Annotated in this window: 19 protein-coding genes, 2 pseudogenes and 1 riboswitch; of the genes and pseudogenes, 12 read left to right on the top strand and 9 right to left on the bottom strand. The window is 37.0% G+C overall.

From position 1 onward, the window contains the following. Positions 1 to 73: 73 nt before the first annotated feature. From LG276_RS02175 to LG276_RS02190, 4 genes are all read right to left on the bottom strand, one after another. Positions 74 to 1,285: an FAD-dependent monooxygenase gene (locus LG276_RS02175; protein WP_251162986.1), complete on the bottom strand. Its 1,212-nt coding sequence runs from the start codon at positions 1,283 to 1,285 to the stop codon at positions 74 to 76. A gap of 123 nt (positions 1,286 to 1,408) precedes the next feature. Then, a complete protein-coding gene (locus LG276_RS02180; RefSeq protein WP_251162985.1) occupies positions 1,409 to 2,518 on the bottom strand; it encodes a cupin domain-containing protein in 1,110 nt (369 codons plus the stop codon). 20 nt (positions 2,519 to 2,538) lie between these two features. Continuing rightward, positions 2,539 to 3,036, bottom strand: a complete 498-nt coding sequence (locus LG276_RS02185) for a DinB family protein (protein WP_281202789.1) — start codon at positions 3,034 to 3,036, stop codon at positions 2,539 to 2,541. Between the two features lie 2 nt (positions 3,037 to 3,038). Beyond that, entirely contained in the window at positions 3,039 to 3,980 is a 942-nt protein-coding gene (locus LG276_RS02190) for a fumarylacetoacetate hydrolase family protein (protein WP_224938207.1), read from the bottom strand. 340 nt (positions 3,981 to 4,320) lie between these two features. Between LG276_RS02190 and LG276_RS02195 the strand changes: the two genes are divergently transcribed. From LG276_RS02195 to LG276_RS02245, 11 genes and pseudogenes are all read left to right on the top strand, one after another. Then, on the top strand, positions 4,321 to 5,073 hold the full coding sequence (locus LG276_RS02195; protein ID WP_251162983.1) for an IclR family transcriptional regulator: 753 nt from the start codon (positions 4,321 to 4,323) through the stop codon (positions 5,071 to 5,073). 386 nt (positions 5,074 to 5,459) lie between these two features. Next, on the top strand, positions 5,460 to 5,858 hold the full coding sequence (locus tag LG276_RS02200; RefSeq protein WP_251162982.1) for a hypothetical protein: 399 nt from the start codon (positions 5,460 to 5,462) through the stop codon (positions 5,856 to 5,858). 87 nt (positions 5,859 to 5,945) lie between these two features. Further along, a riboswitch (SAM riboswitch) is annotated at positions 5,946 to 6,037 on the top strand. Between the two features lie 55 nt (positions 6,038 to 6,092). Continuing rightward, on the top strand, positions 6,093 to 6,299 hold the full coding sequence (locus LG276_RS02205; RefSeq protein WP_251162981.1) for a hypothetical protein: 207 nt from the start codon (positions 6,093 to 6,095) through the stop codon (positions 6,297 to 6,299). 25 nt (positions 6,300 to 6,324) lie between these two features. Beyond that, positions 6,325 to 7,602 (top strand): O-acetylhomoserine aminocarboxypropyltransferase/cysteine synthase family protein, encoded by a 1,278-nt coding sequence (locus LG276_RS02210; protein ID WP_224938203.1) that lies wholly within the window; start codon positions 6,325 to 6,327, stop codon positions 7,600 to 7,602. A 319-nt stretch (positions 7,603 to 7,921) separates the two neighbouring features. After that, positions 7,922 to 8,416, top strand: a complete 495-nt coding sequence (locus LG276_RS02215; RefSeq protein WP_251162980.1) for a DUF1648 domain-containing protein — start codon at positions 7,922 to 7,924, stop codon at positions 8,414 to 8,416. 159 nt (positions 8,417 to 8,575) lie between these two features. Continuing rightward, the gene (locus tag LG276_RS02220) at positions 8,576 to 8,842 is read left to right on the top strand and encodes a Parvovirus coat protein VP1-like protein (RefSeq protein ID WP_224938201.1); all 267 of its coding nucleotides are present in this window, start codon (positions 8,576 to 8,578) and stop codon (positions 8,840 to 8,842) included. A 130-nt stretch (positions 8,843 to 8,972) separates the two neighbouring features. Continuing rightward, on the top strand, positions 8,973 to 9,971 hold the full coding sequence (locus LG276_RS02225) for a DUF3231 family protein (protein ID WP_224938200.1): 999 nt from the start codon (positions 8,973 to 8,975) through the stop codon (positions 9,969 to 9,971). Positions 9,972 to 10,100: 129 nt separating this feature from the next. Then, entirely contained in the window at positions 10,101 to 11,330 is a 1,230-nt protein-coding gene (locus LG276_RS02230; RefSeq protein WP_281202787.1) for an MFS transporter, read from the top strand. Between the two features lie 29 nt (positions 11,331 to 11,359). Then, positions 11,360 to 12,298, top strand: coding sequence for a glucosaminidase domain-containing protein (locus tag LG276_RS02235; protein ID WP_404293366.1), 939 nt, complete (start codon positions 11,360 to 11,362; stop codon positions 12,296 to 12,298). 34 nt (positions 12,299 to 12,332) lie between these two features. Further along, positions 12,333 to 13,000: pseudogene (locus tag LG276_RS02240) on the top strand (HAD family hydrolase). Between the two features lie 153 nt (positions 13,001 to 13,153). Next, positions 13,154 to 13,735 (top strand): GNAT family N-acetyltransferase, encoded by a 582-nt coding sequence (locus LG276_RS02245; protein ID WP_373370949.1) that lies wholly within the window; start codon positions 13,154 to 13,156, stop codon positions 13,733 to 13,735. 285 nt (positions 13,736 to 14,020) lie between these two features. Here the strand turns inward: LG276_RS02245 and ade are convergent, their stop codons facing one another. Continuing rightward, the gene (gene ade, locus LG276_RS02250; RefSeq protein WP_251162975.1) at positions 14,021 to 15,757 is read right to left on the bottom strand and encodes an adenine deaminase; all 1,737 of its coding nucleotides are present in this window, start codon (positions 15,755 to 15,757) and stop codon (positions 14,021 to 14,023) included. Positions 15,758 to 16,103: 346 nt separating this feature from the next. Here ade and LG276_RS02255 point away from each other — a divergent pair. Beyond that, positions 16,104 to 16,619: pseudogene (locus LG276_RS02255) on the top strand (nucleotidyltransferase family protein). A gap of 37 nt (positions 16,620 to 16,656) precedes the next feature. On the opposite strand, the gene LG276_RS02260 reads toward LG276_RS02255, so the two are convergent. The 4 genes from LG276_RS02260 to LG276_RS02275 form a co-directional block, all read right to left on the bottom strand. Next, a complete protein-coding gene (locus tag LG276_RS02260) occupies positions 16,657 to 17,364 on the bottom strand; it encodes an ABC transporter permease (RefSeq protein WP_224938195.1) in 708 nt (235 codons plus the stop codon). Continuing rightward, the gene (locus tag LG276_RS02265) at positions 17,361 to 18,209 is read right to left on the bottom strand and encodes an ABC transporter ATP-binding protein (protein ID WP_251162974.1); all 849 of its coding nucleotides are present in this window, start codon (positions 18,207 to 18,209) and stop codon (positions 17,361 to 17,363) included. The genes LG276_RS02260 and LG276_RS02265 overlap by 4 nt, the downstream gene beginning before the upstream one ends. A gap of 185 nt (positions 18,210 to 18,394) precedes the next feature. Beyond that, a complete protein-coding gene (locus LG276_RS02270; protein ID WP_251162973.1) occupies positions 18,395 to 19,489 on the bottom strand; it encodes a LytTR family transcriptional regulator DNA-binding domain-containing protein in 1,095 nt (364 codons plus the stop codon). A gap of 242 nt (positions 19,490 to 19,731) precedes the next feature. Beyond that, on the bottom strand, positions 19,732 to 21,294 hold the full coding sequence (locus LG276_RS02275; protein WP_251162972.1) for a Vga family ABC-F type ribosomal protection protein: 1,563 nt from the start codon (positions 21,292 to 21,294) through the stop codon (positions 19,732 to 19,734). Positions 21,295 to 21,752 lie beyond the last annotated feature (458 nt).

Consider the following 21,752-nt stretch of genomic DNA (forward strand, 5'->3'; position numbering starts at 1 on the left):
GAAAAGAGAGAAGAAAGGATTAAGCCTTTCTTCTCCAGATGAAACCATTAATGATGACTTTGTGGAGAACGGTTTAAGCTTCAACTAGTTTTGCATTTTTATTATAGCCATGGAATTGATCGACAAATTCAAAGTCACTTGATTGCCTTTTTCCTAGGATAATGTTTCTAAGTAAAATACCTTCGTTTGTTGTATTGTGAATAATTTCACCCCATGTACGTGCAGAACCTTGGACATAGGCTGTTCTCGGTTGTCTTTCTTTTTGGAACGCTGCAAATGCTGCAGGGATATCTTCACCATGTGCACTGAGCATATCTGACATGTATGCAGCATCTTCAAGTGCTTGACAAGCACCTTGAGCAAGATATTGTAGCATTGGGTGAGCGGCATCACCAGTGAGCGTAATGTGACCTTGCGTCCAGTTTTCAATTGGTAAGCGATCGAACATTGGCCAACGTTTTTGACGTGAGATAAATGAAATGGCATTTTGCACTAATTCACATGACCCAGCGAACACAGCGTCCATTTCTTCCGGAGTGCCCCAATCTTCAGTCTTTTCAATTTCGGGACGGTAGTTTTTACTTTTGAATACAACGACTTGGTTATAAAGTTCACCACGACGAACTGGATATTGTACTAAGTGAAGGTCTGGTCCAATCCACATATATACGTCATCCATATCCCCAATAGAGGTCTTCACTTCTTCAATCGGGATTGCCCCACGGTAAGCAACATATCCGGAACAAATAGGTTGGTCATCAGAGAACATTTTACGAACATTAGACCATAGACCATCTGCACCAATTACTGCGATTCCCTTATGAACATCACCGTTTTCTGCTTTAACTGTTACACCTTGATCGTTTTCTTCTGTTGTCGTAATTTTTTGGTTGGTTGCCAGTTCAATATATGGGTTTTCCTGACAAGCTTCAAGAAGCACACGATGTAGATCAGAGCGGTGTAATACAATATAAGGAGCACCGTATCTCTCTCTGTAAACCTCTCCTAAATCAAGTGCTGATAATTCTTTACCAGAGAATGCATCCATAAGTACAAGACGTTTAGGGAATACAGCGATTTCATTGATTTTATCCATTACGCCTAAGCGTTGCAAAACATTTGCCGCATTCGCTGCAAGTTGGATACCAGCTCCAACTTCACCGAATTCAGGTGCTTGTTCAAGCACTTTTACATATTGGTTATTTTCTGCTACGCCTAATGCAGTAGCTAAACCGCCGATTCCTCCACCGATTACAATAAATGGATTCTGTGCTGTGTTTGTCATTATGTTTATCCTCCTTTTGTTTTACAAAAATAAATATTCTGTTTTATAAGCGTTTTCATTTACTGTTATATTCCGAATCTTTTAAGAACAACCGAGGAACTGTGCCCGGTTGTTCTTGTGCAATTAACGGAAAGCTTTAAATTCGCCTATGATTTTTTGTTCTCCGTTGTTTTCTTCAAGGTTTTGAGATTTTTCTAAGTCAAATCTCTCCATAATGGGTAGGTCATTTACTGAGAAAAGGAAGCTATCTTCAGCAGGTACATGTTCGTGCCATGCCCAGTTTGGAATACAGAAGTAATCTCCTTTTTTCCAATCGAATCGTTCACCGTTTATTACTGTATAACCAGAACCTTGATGTACTTGGTAAATAGTAGAATGTGTGTGACGATGTGCCTTTGTACGGAAGCCTTTTGGTAATAATTGCATCCAAGCTCCCATTGTTGGATTAGCTGTTTGTCCGTTTGATGGATTGATATATTCAACAGCGTAGCCATCATATGGATCTGGCTCAAATCTAGTTAATCCTCTAATCGCATCTTCTGTACGTTTCCACTTGTAATTTGCGAGTGGTGCCACGCTTGAATAGCGGTCATTAATTGGTCTTACCATTCCGCCACTGTATCTTTGTTCAGAGAAGTTATCTGGGCGAGTTGGCGTTTCAATCTTATTAGGAAATGGTTCAAAGAATGTTCCACCGATTGAATAGATGGTAGGAATATCAAGCGCATCCATCCAAATCATTGGTTTATCGCCTACATGGCCATGTCCATGCCAGAGGTTCTTCGGTGTAATAAGGAAGTCACCTTCTTGCATGAAGATACGTTCACCTTCAACAATTGTGTAAGCTCCTTCTCCATCAGTGATAAAGCGCAGAGCACTTTGAGAGTGACGGTGTGAAGGTGCTACTTCACCAGGAAGCAGCAACTGCACAGCAGCATACAATGTTTGAGTGGTTGAAGCCCATCCCCATGGTTGTCTATAAGTCAACCCGGGGTTTTGAAAGTAAATTGCGCGTCTTTCTCCACCACGGTCAGGTGTGAAGATTTCAGCAGCTTCGGATAATTTTTTCTTTAAAAGCTCATCTGACCATAAATATGGCACAGCATGTGGTTTTGGTGTATGGTTCATCAGTGCTGGGATGGCTTCCCATAATGGACCGAGATGATATTCTTGGATTTCTTTCGTAAAGTCCTTTACGTCTTGATCCTCCATATATGCATGTTTTTCAGCCATAATATTTCGCCACCTTAATATTATTTTGCTAGCTTAGACAAGTTACGTTGAATTTGGTTGTAATGACCAGCGGCATGTTCATCGATAAAGTGATCGGCAATAAAGAATACAGATTTATTACCGAATTTTGCAAAGTTACGATGAGGTGATTCCTGAGCCAATGTGTCAGCAGATAAAACAGATAATTTGGTTTGAACATCTTGTTTTATTTGCGATAATTTTTTCAATTCATCTTCAACTGATTGTTGTTCAGTATTTTCGACTGCTGCAAGGCGGGCAGGGTCCTGTAAGCCACGTCCCCATTGTGAACCAGGGGCTTTTACAACTGTATCTATTTCACCTAGCCAATAAGGTAAGGCCTCGTTTAAATGAGTAATAACCTGCATAATGGACCATTCTTCTTTTGATGGGTTCCAACGTATGGTTTCTTCAGATAATCCTGAAACGGTTTCAATGATTTGATCTAATGATGTTTGAATAGACTCAATAGATTGCTGAATCGTTTTCGTTTCGCTCATAATTATTTTTCCACCTTTGAAACTTTATTTTCAAGAACGCCGACTTTGTCTACTTCAATGCGAACGATATCGCCATCTTTCAAGAATACTTGAGGATCACGTGCAAATCCTACGCCTCCAGGGGTCCCTGTTAATACGATATCACCAGGTTCTAAAGTCATTAAGTTAGATAAGAACTCAACAAGCGTTGGAACATCAAAAACAAAGTTGGCTGTATTCGTTTTTTGTCTTTCTTCACCATTTACAGTTAAAAGAACACCTAAACCAGATGGATCTTGTAATTCATCAGAAGTGATTAACCAAGGGCCCATTGGTGCACTACCTTCAACTGTTTTACCTTGCAACCATTGAAGTGTGCGACGTTGGATATCGCGGTAAGTGACGTCATTAGCGATTGTATATCCTGCTACATAGTTAAGTGCGTCTTCTTTTGCTACGTTTCTAGCTTTTTTACCTACAACAAAAGCAAATTCGGCTTCGTAATCTAATTGTTCAGAAATTGGATAGAATGGAATATCATCTTGTGGTCCAATCACTGTGTTAGCAAATTTAGCAAATACTACTGGGTGAGGCGGTAATTCTCTTCCCATTTCAGCAATATGTTCACGGTAGTTATGACCCACACAAATGATTTTTCCAGGTTTTGTTACAGGTGCTTCGATTTTTACATCTTCAAATGCATGTACAAGTGGATGTTTGAACGATTCACGATTATTTAATGCATAATCAACCATTTCCTTTGCGATGGAAAGGCTTTCATTTCCCCCTTGTAGGAAACCTTCCATTTGTGCTGGAATGTACGCTTCAGCAATTAACTCAGAACGTAGTTTACCTTCTGCTTCAAGAAAAGCTTGGTAAGCAAAGTTTAAGTCTACTACTTCATTTCCTTCTGTAACTGCTCCGATACGTGTGTTGTTATTGTGAGTGAAAGTAACTAATTTCATATTCAAACTCCTTTATGAAAAGTTTTTTTGTCTTGGAATTGCGTGATCAAAGAGTAAAACGCTTTGTGTGGAAGTGTTAGGCATAAAACCTTTTATTAATGAGCGTTTATTAGACTCTTTCTTCATCGGTTATTTAAATTCCATTAATAGTGAACGATGTTATCTATTAATGATAAATTTATAGTATCCTAATTTTCAGATAAACTCAAGTGAATTTGTTGTGGTTTTTTAAACTTTTTGAAAAATAAATCCTTTCGAAAGGATGCAAAACATGGATGAAATCAGAAAACATAGTGTTTTTCTGATATACTAAAAAAAATATAAAATAGGGGTTTTTTACATGAAAAATCAAAAACAAGCTACGATCCAATCGATTCAAGTCGGTATGAGAATTATTGACCTTTTAGTTGCTAGTGGAGAACCATTGAGGTTATCTGATATACAAGAAAAAACAGGAATTACAAAAAGTAATCTATATAAATACTTGAACACTTTTACGGAATTAGACATTCTATACAAGGATAAACATAATGGACAATATCAACTTGGAAGTAAATTAATTGAATATGGGGTGGCAGCTATAGGGCAGGAAGATGTGATTTCACGTGTTCTACCTTATTTAAAGGATTTAAGTCAGCAACTAGACAATACATGCCTATTAACTACGTGGACATATAATGGTCCAATTATCTCGAAAATATGGAACCCGGGACATGCCTATAATATTGGGGCGCAGTTAGGCTCACTTTTACCACCGCTATCATCGACTGGGAAAATATTCGAGAGCTTCCTTGATTCAGCTACAACTAAAGATTGGATTAAGGTTATGGGGAAAGAAGGAAAAGGGAATGTGGTAGAAGAAATCAACCGCGTAAGGCAGGAACGGATTGCCTTTGCTAATGAGCCCTTGATTCCTACTGTATCTTCTGTGTCTATACCAATCTTTAATTATAATCAAGAATTATTAAGTGCGATAACAGTAGTTGGTTTCTCAGAGTCGATTCCAAAAGACCCCTCTGCAGATAAAAGTCAATCTATTATAAAAGTAGGAAAAGAAATCTCTGCACAATTTGGCTATCGAGCAAGGGGCTGAATGATTTAAATCCTACTCTATATGAGGCGGTTGCATCAAAGGGAAAGTTGTTTACCATAGCTAAAAGAGATTTAGTTTATGATCCACGTTAAAGAGCAAAACGAAGCTAAAAAGAAGCAAATCGAATGATGAACCGGGGAAAAGGGCGAAACAAAGCGTACATAATAGCTGGGTATACATCTAGTAATGGCTCACCTTTCATCCAAATGCGTAAAAGTTGAAGGGGAAATTATTATGACCCTTATATCTGATCCACTTGTTTTAATTTAGACTAAAACTACACACCACCCGACCCCTTAATTGAAAATAGTTTGATGTGATTTTATTGAATATTTAAAAGAGAAGGTCTATAATTTTATACAAATAGTAAAGGTGGTGCTCTAATAGTGAACAATAAGGATATGTCCAATCATGTATTTTTTGATATATTAGCAGAGAAAATTAAAAGAGATAGTCATGAAGAGTACAATCGATTTGTTAATTATGTAAACGCATTAGCTAAGGATAAAGGGTGGAAGGAATTACAAGAAGAGGTTGTTCATTTACAAGCTTTTCTTTCGTATTTAGATGATAAGTTGGCTATCATCGATGATTATGAAGATATTATGAATATGAAAGCAACTTTGCTTGATATGATTGTTAACGATTTAAATGATACGTCTGTTTATCTTTTAGTGGAGGCTCTTATGTATAATAAAGAGCTGAATTATTTGCAATCCTTTGTATCCCCAGTTGAATATTGGGTGTCGGTAATAAAGGCAAAAGAAAGACTTTACGCTGCATAAAAGATTTATTATAAAAAGCTGTTGACAGCGCTGGATGATAAGGTTATTCTGATTTATAATTAATGACTCTTAAAATTTAAAAAATTCAATTTATCAAGAGAGGTGGAGGGACTGGCCCTTTGAAGCCTCAGCAACCGACCAAAACTAGGTAACGGTGCTAATTCCAAGATAGATAAGTTGAGGATATGGCGATATATCGTGAGCCCCTCTTCTTTAGCAAGAGGGGCTTTATTTATGCCGATTAGACGACTAAAGGCGGCTTTCGATGGAAGAGTACAATCTCTTTTTATTGAAAGTGGTCTTTTTTCTGCTCTTGGAAAGGGTGTTGAACATAAAAAATGGATGTTCCAAATTCAATCTAGGAAAAAACAACCATTGTGCTGGCATACTCAAAAGCTCATCACTGATAGATTGTTTCCGAGTCGAGTTTGTTTATTATAAGTGAAATGTGAGAGGAGAATGAAAAATGAATCATCGCCAGTTTGATACAATAGCGCTTCATGGGGGGCAAGTGCCAGATCCTGTTACAAAGGCGAGAGCTGTTCCAATATACATGACTTCATCCTATGTGTTTGAAGATACCGATCATGCAGCAAGCTTATTTCAGATGCAAGAGCCTGGCTTTATTTATTCAAGGAATGCAAATCCAACTAATGCAGTGTTTGAGGAGAGAATGGCACAGTTAGAGGGTGGCGTAGCCTCATTTGCTGTTTCATCTGGGCAAGCAGCGATTTCCATTGCCCTTTTAACACTTGCAAGAGCAGGCGATGAGATAGTTTCTACACAGGCTCTTTATGGTGGCACATATCATTTATTCGCAGAAACGTTTAGTAAATTCGGCATCAATGTTCATTTTGTTGATGGGACGGACTTTACATCTTTAGAAGGAAAAATTAATAAAAGGACAAAGGCGATTTTTACAGAGACAATTGGCAACCCGAATATGGAGGTAGCACATTTAGAAAAGTTAAGTGAGATAGCGAAACGTCACGGCCTACCATTAGTTGTAGATAATACATTCACTACGCCATTTTTACTAAAACCGCTTGCATTTGGTGCAGATATAGTCGTTCATTCAGCAACTAAATTCATTGGTGGTCATGGGACGGCAATTGGTGGGGTGATTGTAGATGGAGGAAGATTTGAATGGAGTAACGAAAGATTTCCTTCCTTTAATGAGAAAAAGCCTGCTATTGGTAATCGCAGCTATGTTGAAATTTCTAGGGAAAAAGCGTTTATTCTTAAAGCAAGATTTGAACTTGGCCATGACTTAGGGGCAACGCTGTCTGCCTTCAATAGCTGGTTATTTATTCAAGGTTTGGAATCATTAAGTGTCAGAGTAGAAAAGCAAGTCGCTAATGCACAAGTTTTGGCTAAGAGGCTAGGAGAGTTACCTCATATTTCTTGGGTGAACTACCCTGGGTTAGAAAGCCATCCGCAATATCATCTCGGAAAGAAGTATTTTCCGAGTGGGGCAGGTGCAATCTTTACATTTGGCATCAAAGGGGGAATCAGTACAGCTAAAAGGTTTATCAACTCACTAAAGCTGGTATCACATTTAGCAAATGTTGGTGACGCGAAAACGCTCATTATTCATCCAGCGAGTACAACACATGCTCGTCTTTCACCAGGGCAACAAGCGGAGGCGGGTGTGAGTCCCGAAATGATCCGCCTTTCTGTTGGCTTAGAGGATCCTGTAGATGTGATGGCTGATATTACGCAAGCGTTAAAACAATGTACGTAGGTTTATTACGATTTACATTATAAAGGGTGAAAAGAGTGAAGTTAAAGTGCCTAAAAAGAGAACCATTCTTCCTTCCTTTACCATATACTTTGTTGATCGCATGTCTCAGGCAATTCACCTTATGTTTTTCTTAAAGAAAGAGACATCAACACTGATATCTTACCATTGCGACGCCCCTGTTTCCTTTCCTGAAAAAGGGGATAAAGCCATCGCGTAATTCCCTGATGAACTAGTTGCCTTTGATTATCTAATGAATGAAACTTTTTCATTTTTCCTTCGTATGTATTGGAAAGACGAACGGAAAGAGGAGGAATGGGGTATGGATAGACCAGTACTTAAATTGCCTCGTACCAAATGGGAATGGGGATGCGACATACTTGGTCTTATTGTATTCATTGGGTCGATAGTATTCTTAGTTGTTTCTTGGTCAGCTATACCTGAACAAGTACCGGGCCATTACAATGCTTCAGGGGAAGTTGATCGGTGGGGTTCTAAATATGAATTATTTATCTTACCAATTATCGGCGTGTTTTTATGGTTCATGATGGGGATATTTGAAAGGTTTCCTCATATTCATAATTACCCTGCACGTATCAATGAATCAAATGCAGCAGCATTTTACTTAACAAGTAGAAAAATGCTAAATGTCACAAAGAATATTTGCCTCGCATTATTCGGCTTTATACTTATTCAATCCATTAGAGTAGCATTAGGATGGGCGGACTCATTAGGTATTTGGTTTCTGCCCGTGTTTTTACTTGCCACGATAGTTCCAATTATATTTGCTTTGATTAAGTTTAGTCGAATTCAATAATTGCCAACTTATCCTTTTTGGATAGGTTGGCTTTTTTTATGTGATTTGACCAATAAGCACTGAAATAAATTGATAAAAAGATTCCCCTATTAGGTAAGGTCACAGGCGAAATGGACTTACTGTTTGTACTATATATAAAAGGATAAGAAGGTGAAAATAGTGAACAGGTTTAATAAAAAAGGTTTTTGTTTGCCTGGAGGTTATCGATATTGTGGCCCGGGTTGTAGCGGACCAGGCAAGCCCATTAATTATGTGGATTCTTGTTGTCAGAAACATGATGCCTGCATTGATCGGTATGGCCATTGTTATCAATGTGATCAAATGTTAATTAATTGTGTCAATCGAAAGAAATATGCATCCAGGCATGAAGGAGCGACAGCTAGAGTAATTGATGCAGCTATGCGTTTTCGTATGCTTTGGGGATAATTTAGGTAGCTAGAGGTGAAGGGAACGACTATTCCTGTCCTCTAGCTTTTTTGATATAGAGGGAATATTTAGTAGGAGAATAGCAAAACTTAGTCACAAGAATGGTTATTTTATAAAAGTAGGTGACAGAATGGTCAATCGAAGTAAAATGACATCTACAGAAATTGGTGCACTGTGGATTACTTATCAAAAGAAGACAATGATATTAAGGGTTTTAGAACATTTTATAGAAGTGTCCGAGGATAAAAAAGCGAAAAAGCTTATGCAAGGTTTATGGTCTGAGTTAGAGCCAAATGTCCACCGAATTGAACAGATATTTAAAGATGAGGGTGCTGTTATACCTCAAGGTTTTACTAATGCCGATGTGAACTTACAAGCTCCAAAACTTTTTGGAGAGGGGTTTGATATTCTTTTATGTATGGTGTTAAAGGAAATCAGCATGGGACTATACACTCTTCATATAGCAACGTCCTATCGAAATGATATTATTGATTTATATCGTGAGATGACAAATGTAACGCAGAAATATTATCAAAAGTTCTTAAATTATGCGGTGGATGAGGGATATTACCCATTACCTAATTTGATTAATGTCCCTACAACGGTCGACTTTGTCTCAGATATAAATTATACAAAAGGTTATCGCCTGTTTAGTGACAAAAGAGAAATTAATACGATTGAGTTTAGTTATTTAAACCAGTCCATTCAAACGAATACAGTTGGCATGATGCTTATGACAGGATTTGCTCAAACGGCAGTTCATACAGATGTGAAAGACTATTTTATTAAAGGGAAAGAGCTCAGCAAGGATATTTTGGAGGGAACATATGACATCCTAATTAAGGATGATATTAGGGTGCCGACAATTCATGGGTTATCGCTTACTAGGTCTAACATTCCACCATTTTCTGATAAATTAATGATGTATTTAACCTTTTTGTTAAGTAATTTCGGTCTCGGTAGTCAGGGATTTGGTGCAGGCTTTAGCTTAAGAGATGACATTAACATCAAATTAGGTTTATTTGTAAAAGACATCATGTTGTTTATTAGAGAAAATATAAGAATTATGATCGATAATGGATGGTTAGAGGAGCCCCCAAGAATGAGTGTAAATAATTTGAGAGAATAAAAATTGATTGGAAAGTTTGTTTCATAATGAAGCACTTTCCTTTTTTTTTCGAAATAAAGATTGCGATTATTCATATATTAGATTAACATCAAATTAGATGATTATCTAATTGTTTGAGGAGGGACGAGAATGATCTCCATATTAAAAGAAGAGAAAGACTATGCGCGCTTATTCTTTGCGGGTGTTCTCAATGGAATAGGTGATCGATTTAGTCAAGTTGCGTTGTTAGCACTGTTATTGCAAGTAACAGGATCTGGCCTTGCTGTTGGTCTTGCTTTAGCGATAAGGGTCATTCCATTTCTGTTCTTTGGCCCATTAGGAGGGATGATGGCAGACCGTTTTTCGCGGAGAAAAATATTAGTCTGTACAGATTTAGGACGGATCCTGTTTGCTTTGTCGTTTGTGTTTGTAAATGATGTTTCATCTGTCTGGATCGTTTATTTGTCGAGTTTTTTCTTAGCAGCAGGTGAAGCCATTTATGCACCAACAAGGAAATCTGCTATTCCATTGATGGTTAAGGAAAAGAATATGATAAAAGTTAATAGCCTTGAACAAGTAATGGTTGGCGTTGTTCTTATTGGAGGGTCGTTTTCAGGTGGAGTGGTCACTTCTTTATTTGGTGCTAATTTAACCTTTTTTGTCAATGGTGCTTCCTTTTTAATTGCTGCTGTTTTGTTATCTACATTGCGCGTTCTTGATAGAGAAAGAACAGAGGGATCAATGTCCAAGAATAAGGGGGAAGATTCATTCTTCATCGTTAAGGATGTTATTTTTCATTCGAGTTTATTATTTATCATTTTTCTATCAGAACTGTTAATTCCTCTATTTAATGGCATTGATAATGTGTTATTAAGTGTGTATGCTGTTCAAGAATTTCATTTAGGAGATGTTGGTGTCGGTATATTCTATGGTTCATTAGGAATTGGTTTAATGCTAAGCTTTCCTGTAGCGGAGAAATTGAAAAATCATCTAATGAGAATCGCCCTCATTGCACTGATGTTCGAAGGATTTAGCATTATTTTATTAAGCCAGTCACAACAAGTGTGGATGGCCATTGTTTTTTTAATAACGGCCGCGTTTTTCTCTGGATTATGTAACACCTGCTTTGATACGATGCTAATGAGAGAGACACCTAAAGATAAGAGTGGATTAATATTTGGTCTATTTACAACGATTTCTAATACAATGATAGGTATCTCTATGTTTTTAGCTGGGCTTGCCACTGTATGGATGCCTAATCGCTTGCTTGGATTATTAGGTGGAACTGGGTTTGTTATTTCTAGTATATTCTTATTTTCATTTTATTATTTTTTAAAATACAAGAAACAGAAAAAAAGCCCTAGCAAAGCATCATGTTAGGAATAGAGTGTGAAAAAGAGGTGTTTATTTTGAACTTTATTGAAGCGATCGTTCCGTTAGCAAAGAAAATAGCTAAACAATATCACATACTGCCTTCACTAGTGATTGCACAAGCTATGCATGAATCTAATCATGGGAAGAGTAAATTGGCAATAGAAGGTAATAATTTGTTCGGTATAAAGGGTGAGTATAACGGACAGTCGGTAAAGATGTTGACGAAAGAATTTATAGGTGGGCAAATGGTTACAACGGCAGCGACATTTAGAAAGTACCCTTCATGGGAGGAGTCAATTGAGGACTTAGCTAAGCTTTATAAGAATGGTGTATCTTGGGATCGAAACAAATACCTTACTATTATAGAAGAAAAAGATTATAAAAAAGCTGCTGAGCAGGTGCAGTTATCAGGTTATGCGACAGATCCTGATTATAGCAAAAAAATCATTCGTATCATTGAGACTTATCAATTACTACAATATGATACCAATCCTAAATATCATTTATCAACAGACAAAAAAGGTTATGTAACGGTTGAAGATGCAAAGAAAGAGATACGAGAAAAGTCCCTGTACAAGGCAGGAAGTTATTATATTTTTAAAAAGGTAGGAGAAATATTCAATCTATCAAAAGTGGAAGGTATGCCAGGATCTTGGGTGAACCTAAATCAATTAGAGGAAGTAGAGTTTAGCTATACAGTCAAATCTGGCGATACGCTTTCAAAAATAGCAGCTGTGCACGATACAAGTGTCAGTAGCTTGCAAAAAATCAATCATATTCATAATCCTCACTTGATTACTGTCGGTCAAATAATCAAGACAGGGGAAAAACATTACTATTACACCGTTCACCAAGGTGATACAGTCACAACTATCATAAAGAGATTTAAACTAACAGCGCAACAGTTACAAGAGTGGAACCGTTTGAAAGATATTAATGTGATTTCAGTTGGGCAAAAGTTACGAGTGAAATGATTGGAGGTGTAATCAAGTAATGATAAGAGCAGTGATGTTTGATTTAGACGGAACCCTTCATAATCGAGAGGCTTCTATTTTGTCATTTATTGAGAATCAGCGAGAGAGACTCTTTCCACGTTTAGATAAGAAAGTATATGCAGAAAGGTTCATTAATTTAGATCAAGGCGGCTATGTTTGGAAAGATAAAGTGTATCAACAGATGGTAGAAGAGTTTTCTTTAATAAACTTTTGTTGGCAAGAATTACTGCAGGATTATTTATCTCATTTTCCTTTACATGCCGAACTTTATCCTCAGGCAATCACATTGCTTAATAGTTTGAAAAAAAGGGCATAAGGATGGCGATCATTTCGAACGGGTACAGTAAATTTCAGCGAGAAGTAATTAAGTCATTGCAGATAGAAGCATTGTTTGATGAAATTGTTATTTCAGAAGAGGTTGGTGTAAAGAAACCCTATCCTTATATCTTTGAACATACTCTTTCAAGACTTGACGTATCTCCAGATGAGACAATATATGTAGGTGACCATCTCAAAAATGATATAGTCGGTGCGGTAGGAGTAGGGATATATACAATATGGAAACAGCCTCGCCCTGTATTGACAACAATGGGGGATGAGCATGTTTCTGATTTATCGGAAGTATGTGCAGCTATTATGAAAAAAATAAATCCTGAATTTTGTAAGGACCAAATCTTGTAGAATGGATGAGGTCTTTTTATTTTATCCATATTGGTATCGAATAACTTACATATAGAGATCCTTACATGCGTTTTTCTAGTGACGAGAAGGAGAATAGACAAAAAAAATTGAATGAGAGTAGTATCAAAATTTATTGTAAAAGAGGGGTACCTAGTGATATATCATCATAACGAAAATAAAATCGAAACGAACCAATTAATGCTTCGCTTGTTTAATGAGGCCGATGTACCAGAAGTTGTTAAACTATGTAACAATTATAATCTTTATAAAAGTACTTTAAATCTTCCCTATCCTTATTTAACTGAACATGCTCTTATTTGGATGGAAAATCATCTTAGTGATTTCAATCATAATAAGCGGTTTGAGTTGGCAATAACTGATAAAATCACTGGCAAGTTATACGGTGCAATTGCGCTCTCGCATCATCAAACGTTCAATCATGGGGAGCTTGCTTATTGGATTGGTGAGGAATATTGGGGGAATGGCTATGCTACAGAGGCTGCTAAAGCATTAATTGAATTTGCCTTGAGCGCAAAAAATTACAATAAAGTGTTTGCACGCTCATTCGACTCGAACCCAGCTTCAATGAGGGTAATTGAAAAGACCGGTATGAAGAAAGAAGGCTTGTTGAAACAACATGTAAGAAAAGATGGAAAATATATAGACCTCGTATGTTATGGCATTCTTAAACAAGAAGCTGATGTTTTGAGTGAAATAGGGACATGTACTCGTTAAGAGTTCATATGAACGTGAAGTTGAAACAGCTAGGGGACAAAGGTGGGAAAGTACCTTGCTGTTGCTTTATTTAAAACTAATGGAGGACTCCCTTAGATAGGTAAGCTGTTTACAGTAATATACAACATCTTGCCGGTTTGGCAGAGATAGTAATAAGAACACAAGAAGGGGAAGGATTGGCAAATGAAAAAAATTGGATAAAATACATGAAGGAGTTCTCAAGAAAGAAACATAAAGAATATAAAAATAACCCGAAACGAGTTCGGGTCATTCTCATTTATTAGGTTATTTCTCTACAGATACAGAGATATGGCTAAAGGTATTGACATCAAAGAGCCCAAGGTCTGTTAGTTTTAGTGATGGAATAACAGGTAGCGCAAGGAAGCTTAATGTTAAGAATGGATTAAATGTATGGTTAGCTCCGATTTTATCCAATGCCTGATTGATTTCCACTAGCCTCTTATTCACTTTCTCATATGGTTCATGTGACATGAGACCGGCGATTGGCAGGTTTAATTGAGCAAGCACCTTTCCTTTATCGACAACGACAAGTCCACCTTGCATGTCGCGGATTGCATTGGCAGCGACTGCCATATCCTTATCAGTTGTACCCGCAAGAATTAAATTATGAGAATCATGGGCTACCGTTGTTGCGATGGCGCCCGATTGTAGTCCGAGCCCTTTTAAGACACCGAGTCCAATGTTGCCAGTATGATGATGACGCTCCATGACAGCAATTTTCAAATGATCTTTCTCGATAGAAGCGATGAAACGATCGCGTTCGTCTTTCTGAACGGTTTCAATAACATGGTCGGTTACTATGCTGTTCGGAATCACTTCAATAATATGTGCTTTTTCTCCGACAATGTCTAAGTGAAACGATTGTTCATTAATGACAGGAAGGTGGACGGTATTAGTGAGATGGGAACATTCCTTTTGCTCTAATTCTTTAGGGAAATCAGTTAATTCTCCTTCACTAAAAACACATTGCCCATTTTTATACACAGATTGAATCTCAATTTGCTCAAGATCGTCTAATAAAACAAAGTCAGCTTTATATCCTGGAGCGATGGCACCTTGATCCTTAAGCCCAAAGCACTCAGCTGTATTGAGAGACCCCATTTGAATCGCTGTAATCGGATCAATCCCTTTCTTAATCGCTTTCCGAATCATATAGTCGATACTGCCTTCGCTAATAATATCATCAAGATGGCGGTCATCTGTAACAAATAGAAATCTACGTGCATTTTTCTCATTAACAATTGGTAGGATTCGACATAATTCTTTTGCTGCTGTACCTTCGCGAATCATGACGTACATCCCTTTTTGCAATCGTTCTTTTGCTTCTTTTGCATTAGTTGCTTCATGATCAGTTCGGATACCAGCTGTCATGTACACATCTAGTTGTTTTCCTTTTAGCCCCGCCGCATGGCCATCAACTTTTTTTCCTCTTTCATGCGCTTCGTGAATTTTACTCAATAAGTCGTGATCGCCTTTCATCACACCGGGATAATTCATGACTTCGGCTAAACCAATCACCCTCTCATATTCATAAAAAGGAGATAAGTCGTTTGCTGTTAATGTAGCACCGGCATTTTCAAAAGGTGTGGCAGGTACACAAGAGGGTAGCATGAAATAAGCATCAAATGGAATATCATCAGATGCGTGAAGCATAAACTCGATCCCTTTTTCACCAACGACATTAGCAATCTCATGAGGATCACAAATGACAGCAGTAACCCCATGCTGCAGGAGGATTTTTGAAAACTCGACAGGGGTTACCATGGAGGATTCAATATGTACATGTCCATCAATAAAAGAAGGAGCTAAAAAACGGTTATGAGCGTCCACTGTTTCTAGTCCTTTATAGTCACCAATTCCAACAATATATCCATCTGTGATGGCTACGTCTCCAGAAATAATTTCACTTGAAAACACATCAACAATTTGCGCATTTTTGATGACAAGGTCTGCAGGTGATTTACCTGAAGCTACTTCAATTCGTTTCTTCATCTTTTCCATTAAAAGTCCTCCTCCAAAAGTGTTTCCGTTCAATTTCGATTTTTTAAACTTTATTGTACCATTAAGTAGTTGGTTCATTTATGTCATGTTATTGTTTCTTCCCAACAATAAGTAAGCAGGCTTAAACTGTTTAGGTCATTATACAAGTGTTCTTAAACTAAGAAAAATAAAAGAGAATTTTGACTTCTTCCTAAAAATGATAATCAAGCGTGAAACCAAATAATGTAAATGTACTCTTATATAAGATATGATGTTAGTTGCTTTTTAATCAATAAAGGTGGTAGATACTACGATGATTATTTATGAACAACAGTTAAAGGAAATGTTAGAAGAAAATGAGGAAATCATGCATTTATTAAGTTGTTTATCTGATTTGGACTTACCCTTTGATTATTATGTAGCTGCGGGATGTGTGGCAAATACCGTGTGGAATCATTTATCTGGCAATGCAATCGATTATGGTATATCAGATATTGACCTTGTTTACTATGACAAGGGAAACCAATTGAGCGAAAGGGAGTTTCAGCAAATTTTAAGTAGTATGCTCAAGTCGTTTCCATATCAATGAGACATAAAGAATCAAGCGAATGTCCATTTCTGGTATGAAGAAAAATTTGGTTTTGCGATTCCTGCTTATACAAGCGTCAATGAGGCGATTGCGAGCTGGCCAACAACAGCTACTGCCGTAGGGGTGAAAATGGAGAAAAATGAAAAGATGACTGTGTATGCGCCCTATCATTTAGATGACCTGTTTAGCATGAGGATTGTACCGAATAAAGTAATCGTTACGAAGGAGATATATGAGTATAAGACAAGGAAATGGAAAGCGAAATGGCCTAATCTTGTTGTATATGATTGGTGAGGTCGGGGAGAGGGAACCATATCCCGACCTCGATACATTAATCAAATCTACGTTTCTTATAAATTACGATGGTGAGTATGAAAGAAACGGCTACCCACAAGAATAAAATGAACAAATTCATGAGGATATCAGCTGCCCCCTTACCGTCACTTAAACCAAACCAAATCTGATTTAATTGTTCATTAGGCAACAACTCAATTATATTGATCAAGGTTGCATTTTCAACCATTGGTTTAAACATGGAACTCATGCCGAATATAATTAATACAGGCATACCGATAATACTTGTCTCCATTACTGTCCGTGAAAGCAGTCCAAGAATCGTTCCTGTTGCAAGGTAAAAGACTAAGCCTAGTAAAGTGCTAAGAGAAAATAGTGGAAGGGATGGGACTGTGTACCCTGAGAAAATAATTGATCCGATAATAACAAGAATGGTCATTAGTCCAGACAATGCGCTTTTTCCAATCAATATTTCTAGTGTACTGGCAGGTGATAATAACAAGCCCCTCAACGTATTTTTCTCTTTTTCTTCTGCAACCATCGCAGCTTGGATAAAAGCACCCGCAATAATTAGTGCGAGATTAATTGGATAAGTAGAAAGGACGTCTGTTGCTGCATTCATGCGACCTAACATCGCTGCAAAAACTAGTGGAATGGCTAATGTAAAAAGAATATATGAATTTCTTTGCAAATCTTTCCAATCTTTAATAAATATGGCGTTGACGCGTTTAAATGAAAAGATCATGATAATTTCCTCCCCGTTAATTTTACAAATACATCACCAAGTGTCGGCTCATCTGAATGTATGGTTAAGATTTCTCCGTCTTTTATATAGTTATATATTTCTTTTGCACCCGCTTCGTCTTTTTGCACAACCACTTTACGATTGTTTCGCAATAATAGAGAGATGGATGAAGTACTTTGTTGTGTTTTAATATTCTCTGGTGTATCAATTAAGCTGATTTCACCATTATGTAAGAATGCCACTCGATCACAAATTGTCTCAGCTTCTTGCATATCATGAGTAGTTAAAAATATTGTTGTTCCTTCTTCGTTTAGCTTTTTAAGTCCTTGGTGGATATGCATTGTGTTTACAGGATCCAAGGCGGAAGTAGGCTCATCTAAAAAGAGTAAATCCGGTTTATGAAGCATGGCTCTAGCTAATGTCACTCGTTGCTTCATCCCTTTTGACAGTTTTTGCACGATTTTCTTACTTTCCTCTATTAAGTTTACCGTTGTGAGCACTTCATTGATTCTTTTTTTATCTACTTCATATAAATCACAATATAATGCGAGATTATCGTATATACTAAGCCTTTCGTATAAGCCACTATTATCAGTTAATATACCAATTCTCTTCATATAAATGGGATCTTTTAGTTTCGCAATTGGTTCTCCGAATACTTTCACTTCTCCGGCTGTTGCATGAAGTTGAGCGGTTAGGATTTTGATTGTTGTTGTTTTACCTGAACCACTCGGTCCTAAGAAACCAATTGTTTCCCCTTTTCTTACTTGAAAACTTACTTTCTTTAAAGCTAGTTGGTTTTGAAAAGACTTTTCAAGGTCTCTTACTTCAATGACATTTTCCATTTAATTGGCCCCTTTTCACGTTTTGCATTTCTTGTCTCCATATTAGCTGTGAAAAGGGATAAATACAGTAATATCAAGGTGAAAAGCGTCTATATTTAGATGAATGGGAGCAATTAAGCGGTGAATGGAGCAAGGAAGTAGGTGAAAATAGGGCTCCTTTATTGTTAGAGTCAAGATGAAACAACCTATATGCCCATAATCTCTTTCAACTCATTTAATTTTCCTTTTGATAATGGGATTGAACTCTTTTTCGCATCATCGAGAATAAGGCTATAACTATTTCTTGTCCAAGTAATGACTTCTCTCACCTTCTGCAAATTAACAATATATGAACGATGACAGCGAAAGAATCCAAAAGGATGCAGTCTCTCAAATAATGTATTTAGCGTAAGAGCACAAGGGAAACTTTCACCATTTACATGTAAATGGGAAATGCCATCATTACTCTCAACGTATACAATTTCAGTCGGATCAAAAAGGATGATTTTGTCATCCACTTTTGCAGGGATTTTTTCAAGACGCAATGGATTGTTCATGTTTTGAATCTTTTCTGAAGGAGCTGGGCCGACTTCTTCGCTAGGCAACATATCTTGTTGCGGCTGTGCTTCTTCATCTTCGATATCCTGTTGACTACTCTCTTCATCCATAACCTCGATTTTTTTAAGTCCGTGCTCATTTAAACGATACACTGTATCCGTCATTGATAGTGCACTTTCGTAATTGTTAGTAATAATAAGGGCGACTCTTCCTTGTTGTTTATGGTCTTCTAATACTTTCTGTAGTGTGATTTTACTTTCTATATCGATGTTTTGGTCGGGTTCTTCTAATATAAGTAAATCTGGTTGGTGGAGGATTGCCCTTCCTAAGTGCAGCCTTTTCTTTTCAGAAAATGTAAGTTTGCTAATCTTTGTATTTACTTTGTCTATTAAATTTATTTTTTGTATTAAAGCATCTATTTCTATATTGACGTCATGCAGGTTCTTATAAAAAGTTAAAAATTCTCGGGGAGTTAGCCGGTCGTAGAGAGCGTCGTCTAGTAGAGATAGCCCAATTCTATTAGATAAGCTTTTAAAATGCTTATTTAACTCTGTATCTTCAAATAATACTTTTCCATTTGAAATATTGTTCTTTCCAATCATCATCATGATGAGATGTTTGCCAACTTCGTTATTGCATTGGAGTGCGACAATTTCATTTCGATATAAAGTTAAATCGAATTTAGGGAAGATAATTGTATTTCCAATTGTTTTTTCAAGTTGATTCATCTGCAATAGCTTCATGTCGACACCTCAGAGTAGATTAGTATGGTTTACATTGACTATAAGATTTCCGTTTAAAAAAAAGGATAAATGATTGTAGAGGAAGAGGATGAATGTCGTAATTGTATATAGTTAAATATACCTTAATTGGATTTTACAGGATTTTATAGCTGATTAAAAGTGGAAATAGTAAAATGATGAGGCTTTATATGAAGAAAAGAAGGGGACCCGAATACCATGCAAGTAGGGTCCCTCTGTATAACTTATTGCCATTTCTTTTTCTGTTGTAGTAATTGCTGGAATTCTTTTTCTAGCTCCTCTGTTGGCTCGATACTTAATCGTGAAAGGACTTCTGTTATTTTTGTTTCGATGAGTAAACGTTCTTCCTCATGATTGTTCCTCTTCACCTCCGGCTCATATGATTCGTAAGCTTCGTGATTGCCTCTGAATACTTCAATTTGTTTATTTTTAATAATCAGTAGCCTGTTTGCTACCTTATTAGTAAGACGGCGATCATGAGAGACGAAGAGAATAGTTCCCTTATATTGCATTAATAGGTCTTCTAATGCTTCTACAGCTTCAATATCGAGAAAATTTGTCGGCTCATCTAGCACTAATGTATTCACTTCACTCACAAGTATTTTGGCTAATGCGACTTTCACTCGTTCTCCGCCGCTAAGAAGTGAGACTTTTTTATATACATCTTCTCGAAAAAAGCGTAGTCTGGCTAGGATTGTACGAATAACCGTTTCTTCCTGAATAGAAGTTTCTTTAACATTTTCAATAATCGTTTTATCCTTTTGCAGAATATCTAAGTTTTGACTAAAGTAGCCAATTTTTAAAGATGGGGAGACAGTCAATTCTTGCCTCTGTAAAATTTTTTTAATCAACGTTGTCTTTCCAGAGCCATTGGGGCCAATAATCGCCCATTTTTCTCCGCCGCGAATTTGAAAGGAGGCGGGTTCAAAAAGCACGTGATCAGCTATTTTTCCTTTAAGGTTTTCCGCTCTAATAATCATTCGGTTCTTCGTATTTTTTTCATTAGGTAAGGTCATTTGTAAAGACGGGAGGTCCTTTATTTTTTCTACCTTTTCAAGCTTTTCCAATCTTGTTTCAATTGATTTAGCCGTTTGTTGGAGCTTTTTTTGTTTTTTAGCAAAGTAAGGCTTTGATCCTGTAATCCGTGCTTCGGAAGAACTTAAATTTTTTGGCTTTTTCGTTGCTCTCTCTGCCTTCTTAGCCTTCAAGGTGAGGGCATTTTCTAATTGTGCTTTTTTCTGTTCATACTGTTCGTAAGCTTGCTGTTTCTCTGCTAATGCTAATTCTTTCTGCTGTTTATATTGCGAGTAATTACCAGAATATATCTTTACTTTCTCCTCATCAATTTCCCAAATTTTTGTACACACACGATCAAGAAAAGTTCTGTCATGCGAGACTAGAATGAGAGCACCTTGCCAATGCTTAAGAATCTTTTCTAACCATTCAATATGGGAGGTGTCCAGATGGGTCGTTGGTTCATCTGCAAGTAATATTTCCGGGTTTTTAGCTAGTGCTTCTTTAATATATTGTTGCGTTGTTTCTCCACCACTTTTGTATTGATCATCATGTTTTAATTGCGGTAATAACTCCATCGTGCCATTGCGGATGATTTGTCCCTCTTCGGCAGCTGTTTTTCCTACAAGTGTATCTAAAATTGTCGTCTTTCCTGTCCCGTTCCGGCCAACTAAACCAATACGGTCGTTTTGTTGTACAGTTAGTCTTTCAGCAGTAGCTAATAGCCGGTCACCTATAGTGATTTTCAAATCAGTGGCTTCTAATAATAGCATATTGATCATCTCCTTTCGTTTTGGGAGACAAATTCTCGAAAAAAAATGCCTCCTATTTCTTCAGAATAGGAGGCATAAAGGTACACTAAAAAAGTTGGGAGAAATCCCACGGGTAACCTTATGAAGTGCAATCCTATTCTGAAAACATCGTTTGAAAGCATAGCAAAATAAAGCGTTCCTTTACTCATTACCTTCAATTGTTTGTTTTCGATAAATAGGATTCTTACTTCATTGACTTAGAGTCACCCTTTCGCATTTAATAATATTATCATACTTAAATGGATAGAAATTGTCAAAGTTATGTGTTTTAATGTTTGTTGAAAAGGGAATAAGAGAAGTTAGCATTTTATAAAACCATTCATGTCTTAATTTTAAAATAGTTATTTTTGCTCATTCATTTTCGGTTTCATCATGTATTTTTTTAATGAAAAATATAGCAAAAGAACCGGGTATAATAT

The sequence above is a fragment of the Cytobacillus kochii genome (assembly GCF_044790165.1).
GTDB lineage: Bacteria > Bacillota > Bacilli > Bacillales > Cytobacillaceae > Cytobacillus > Cytobacillus kochii.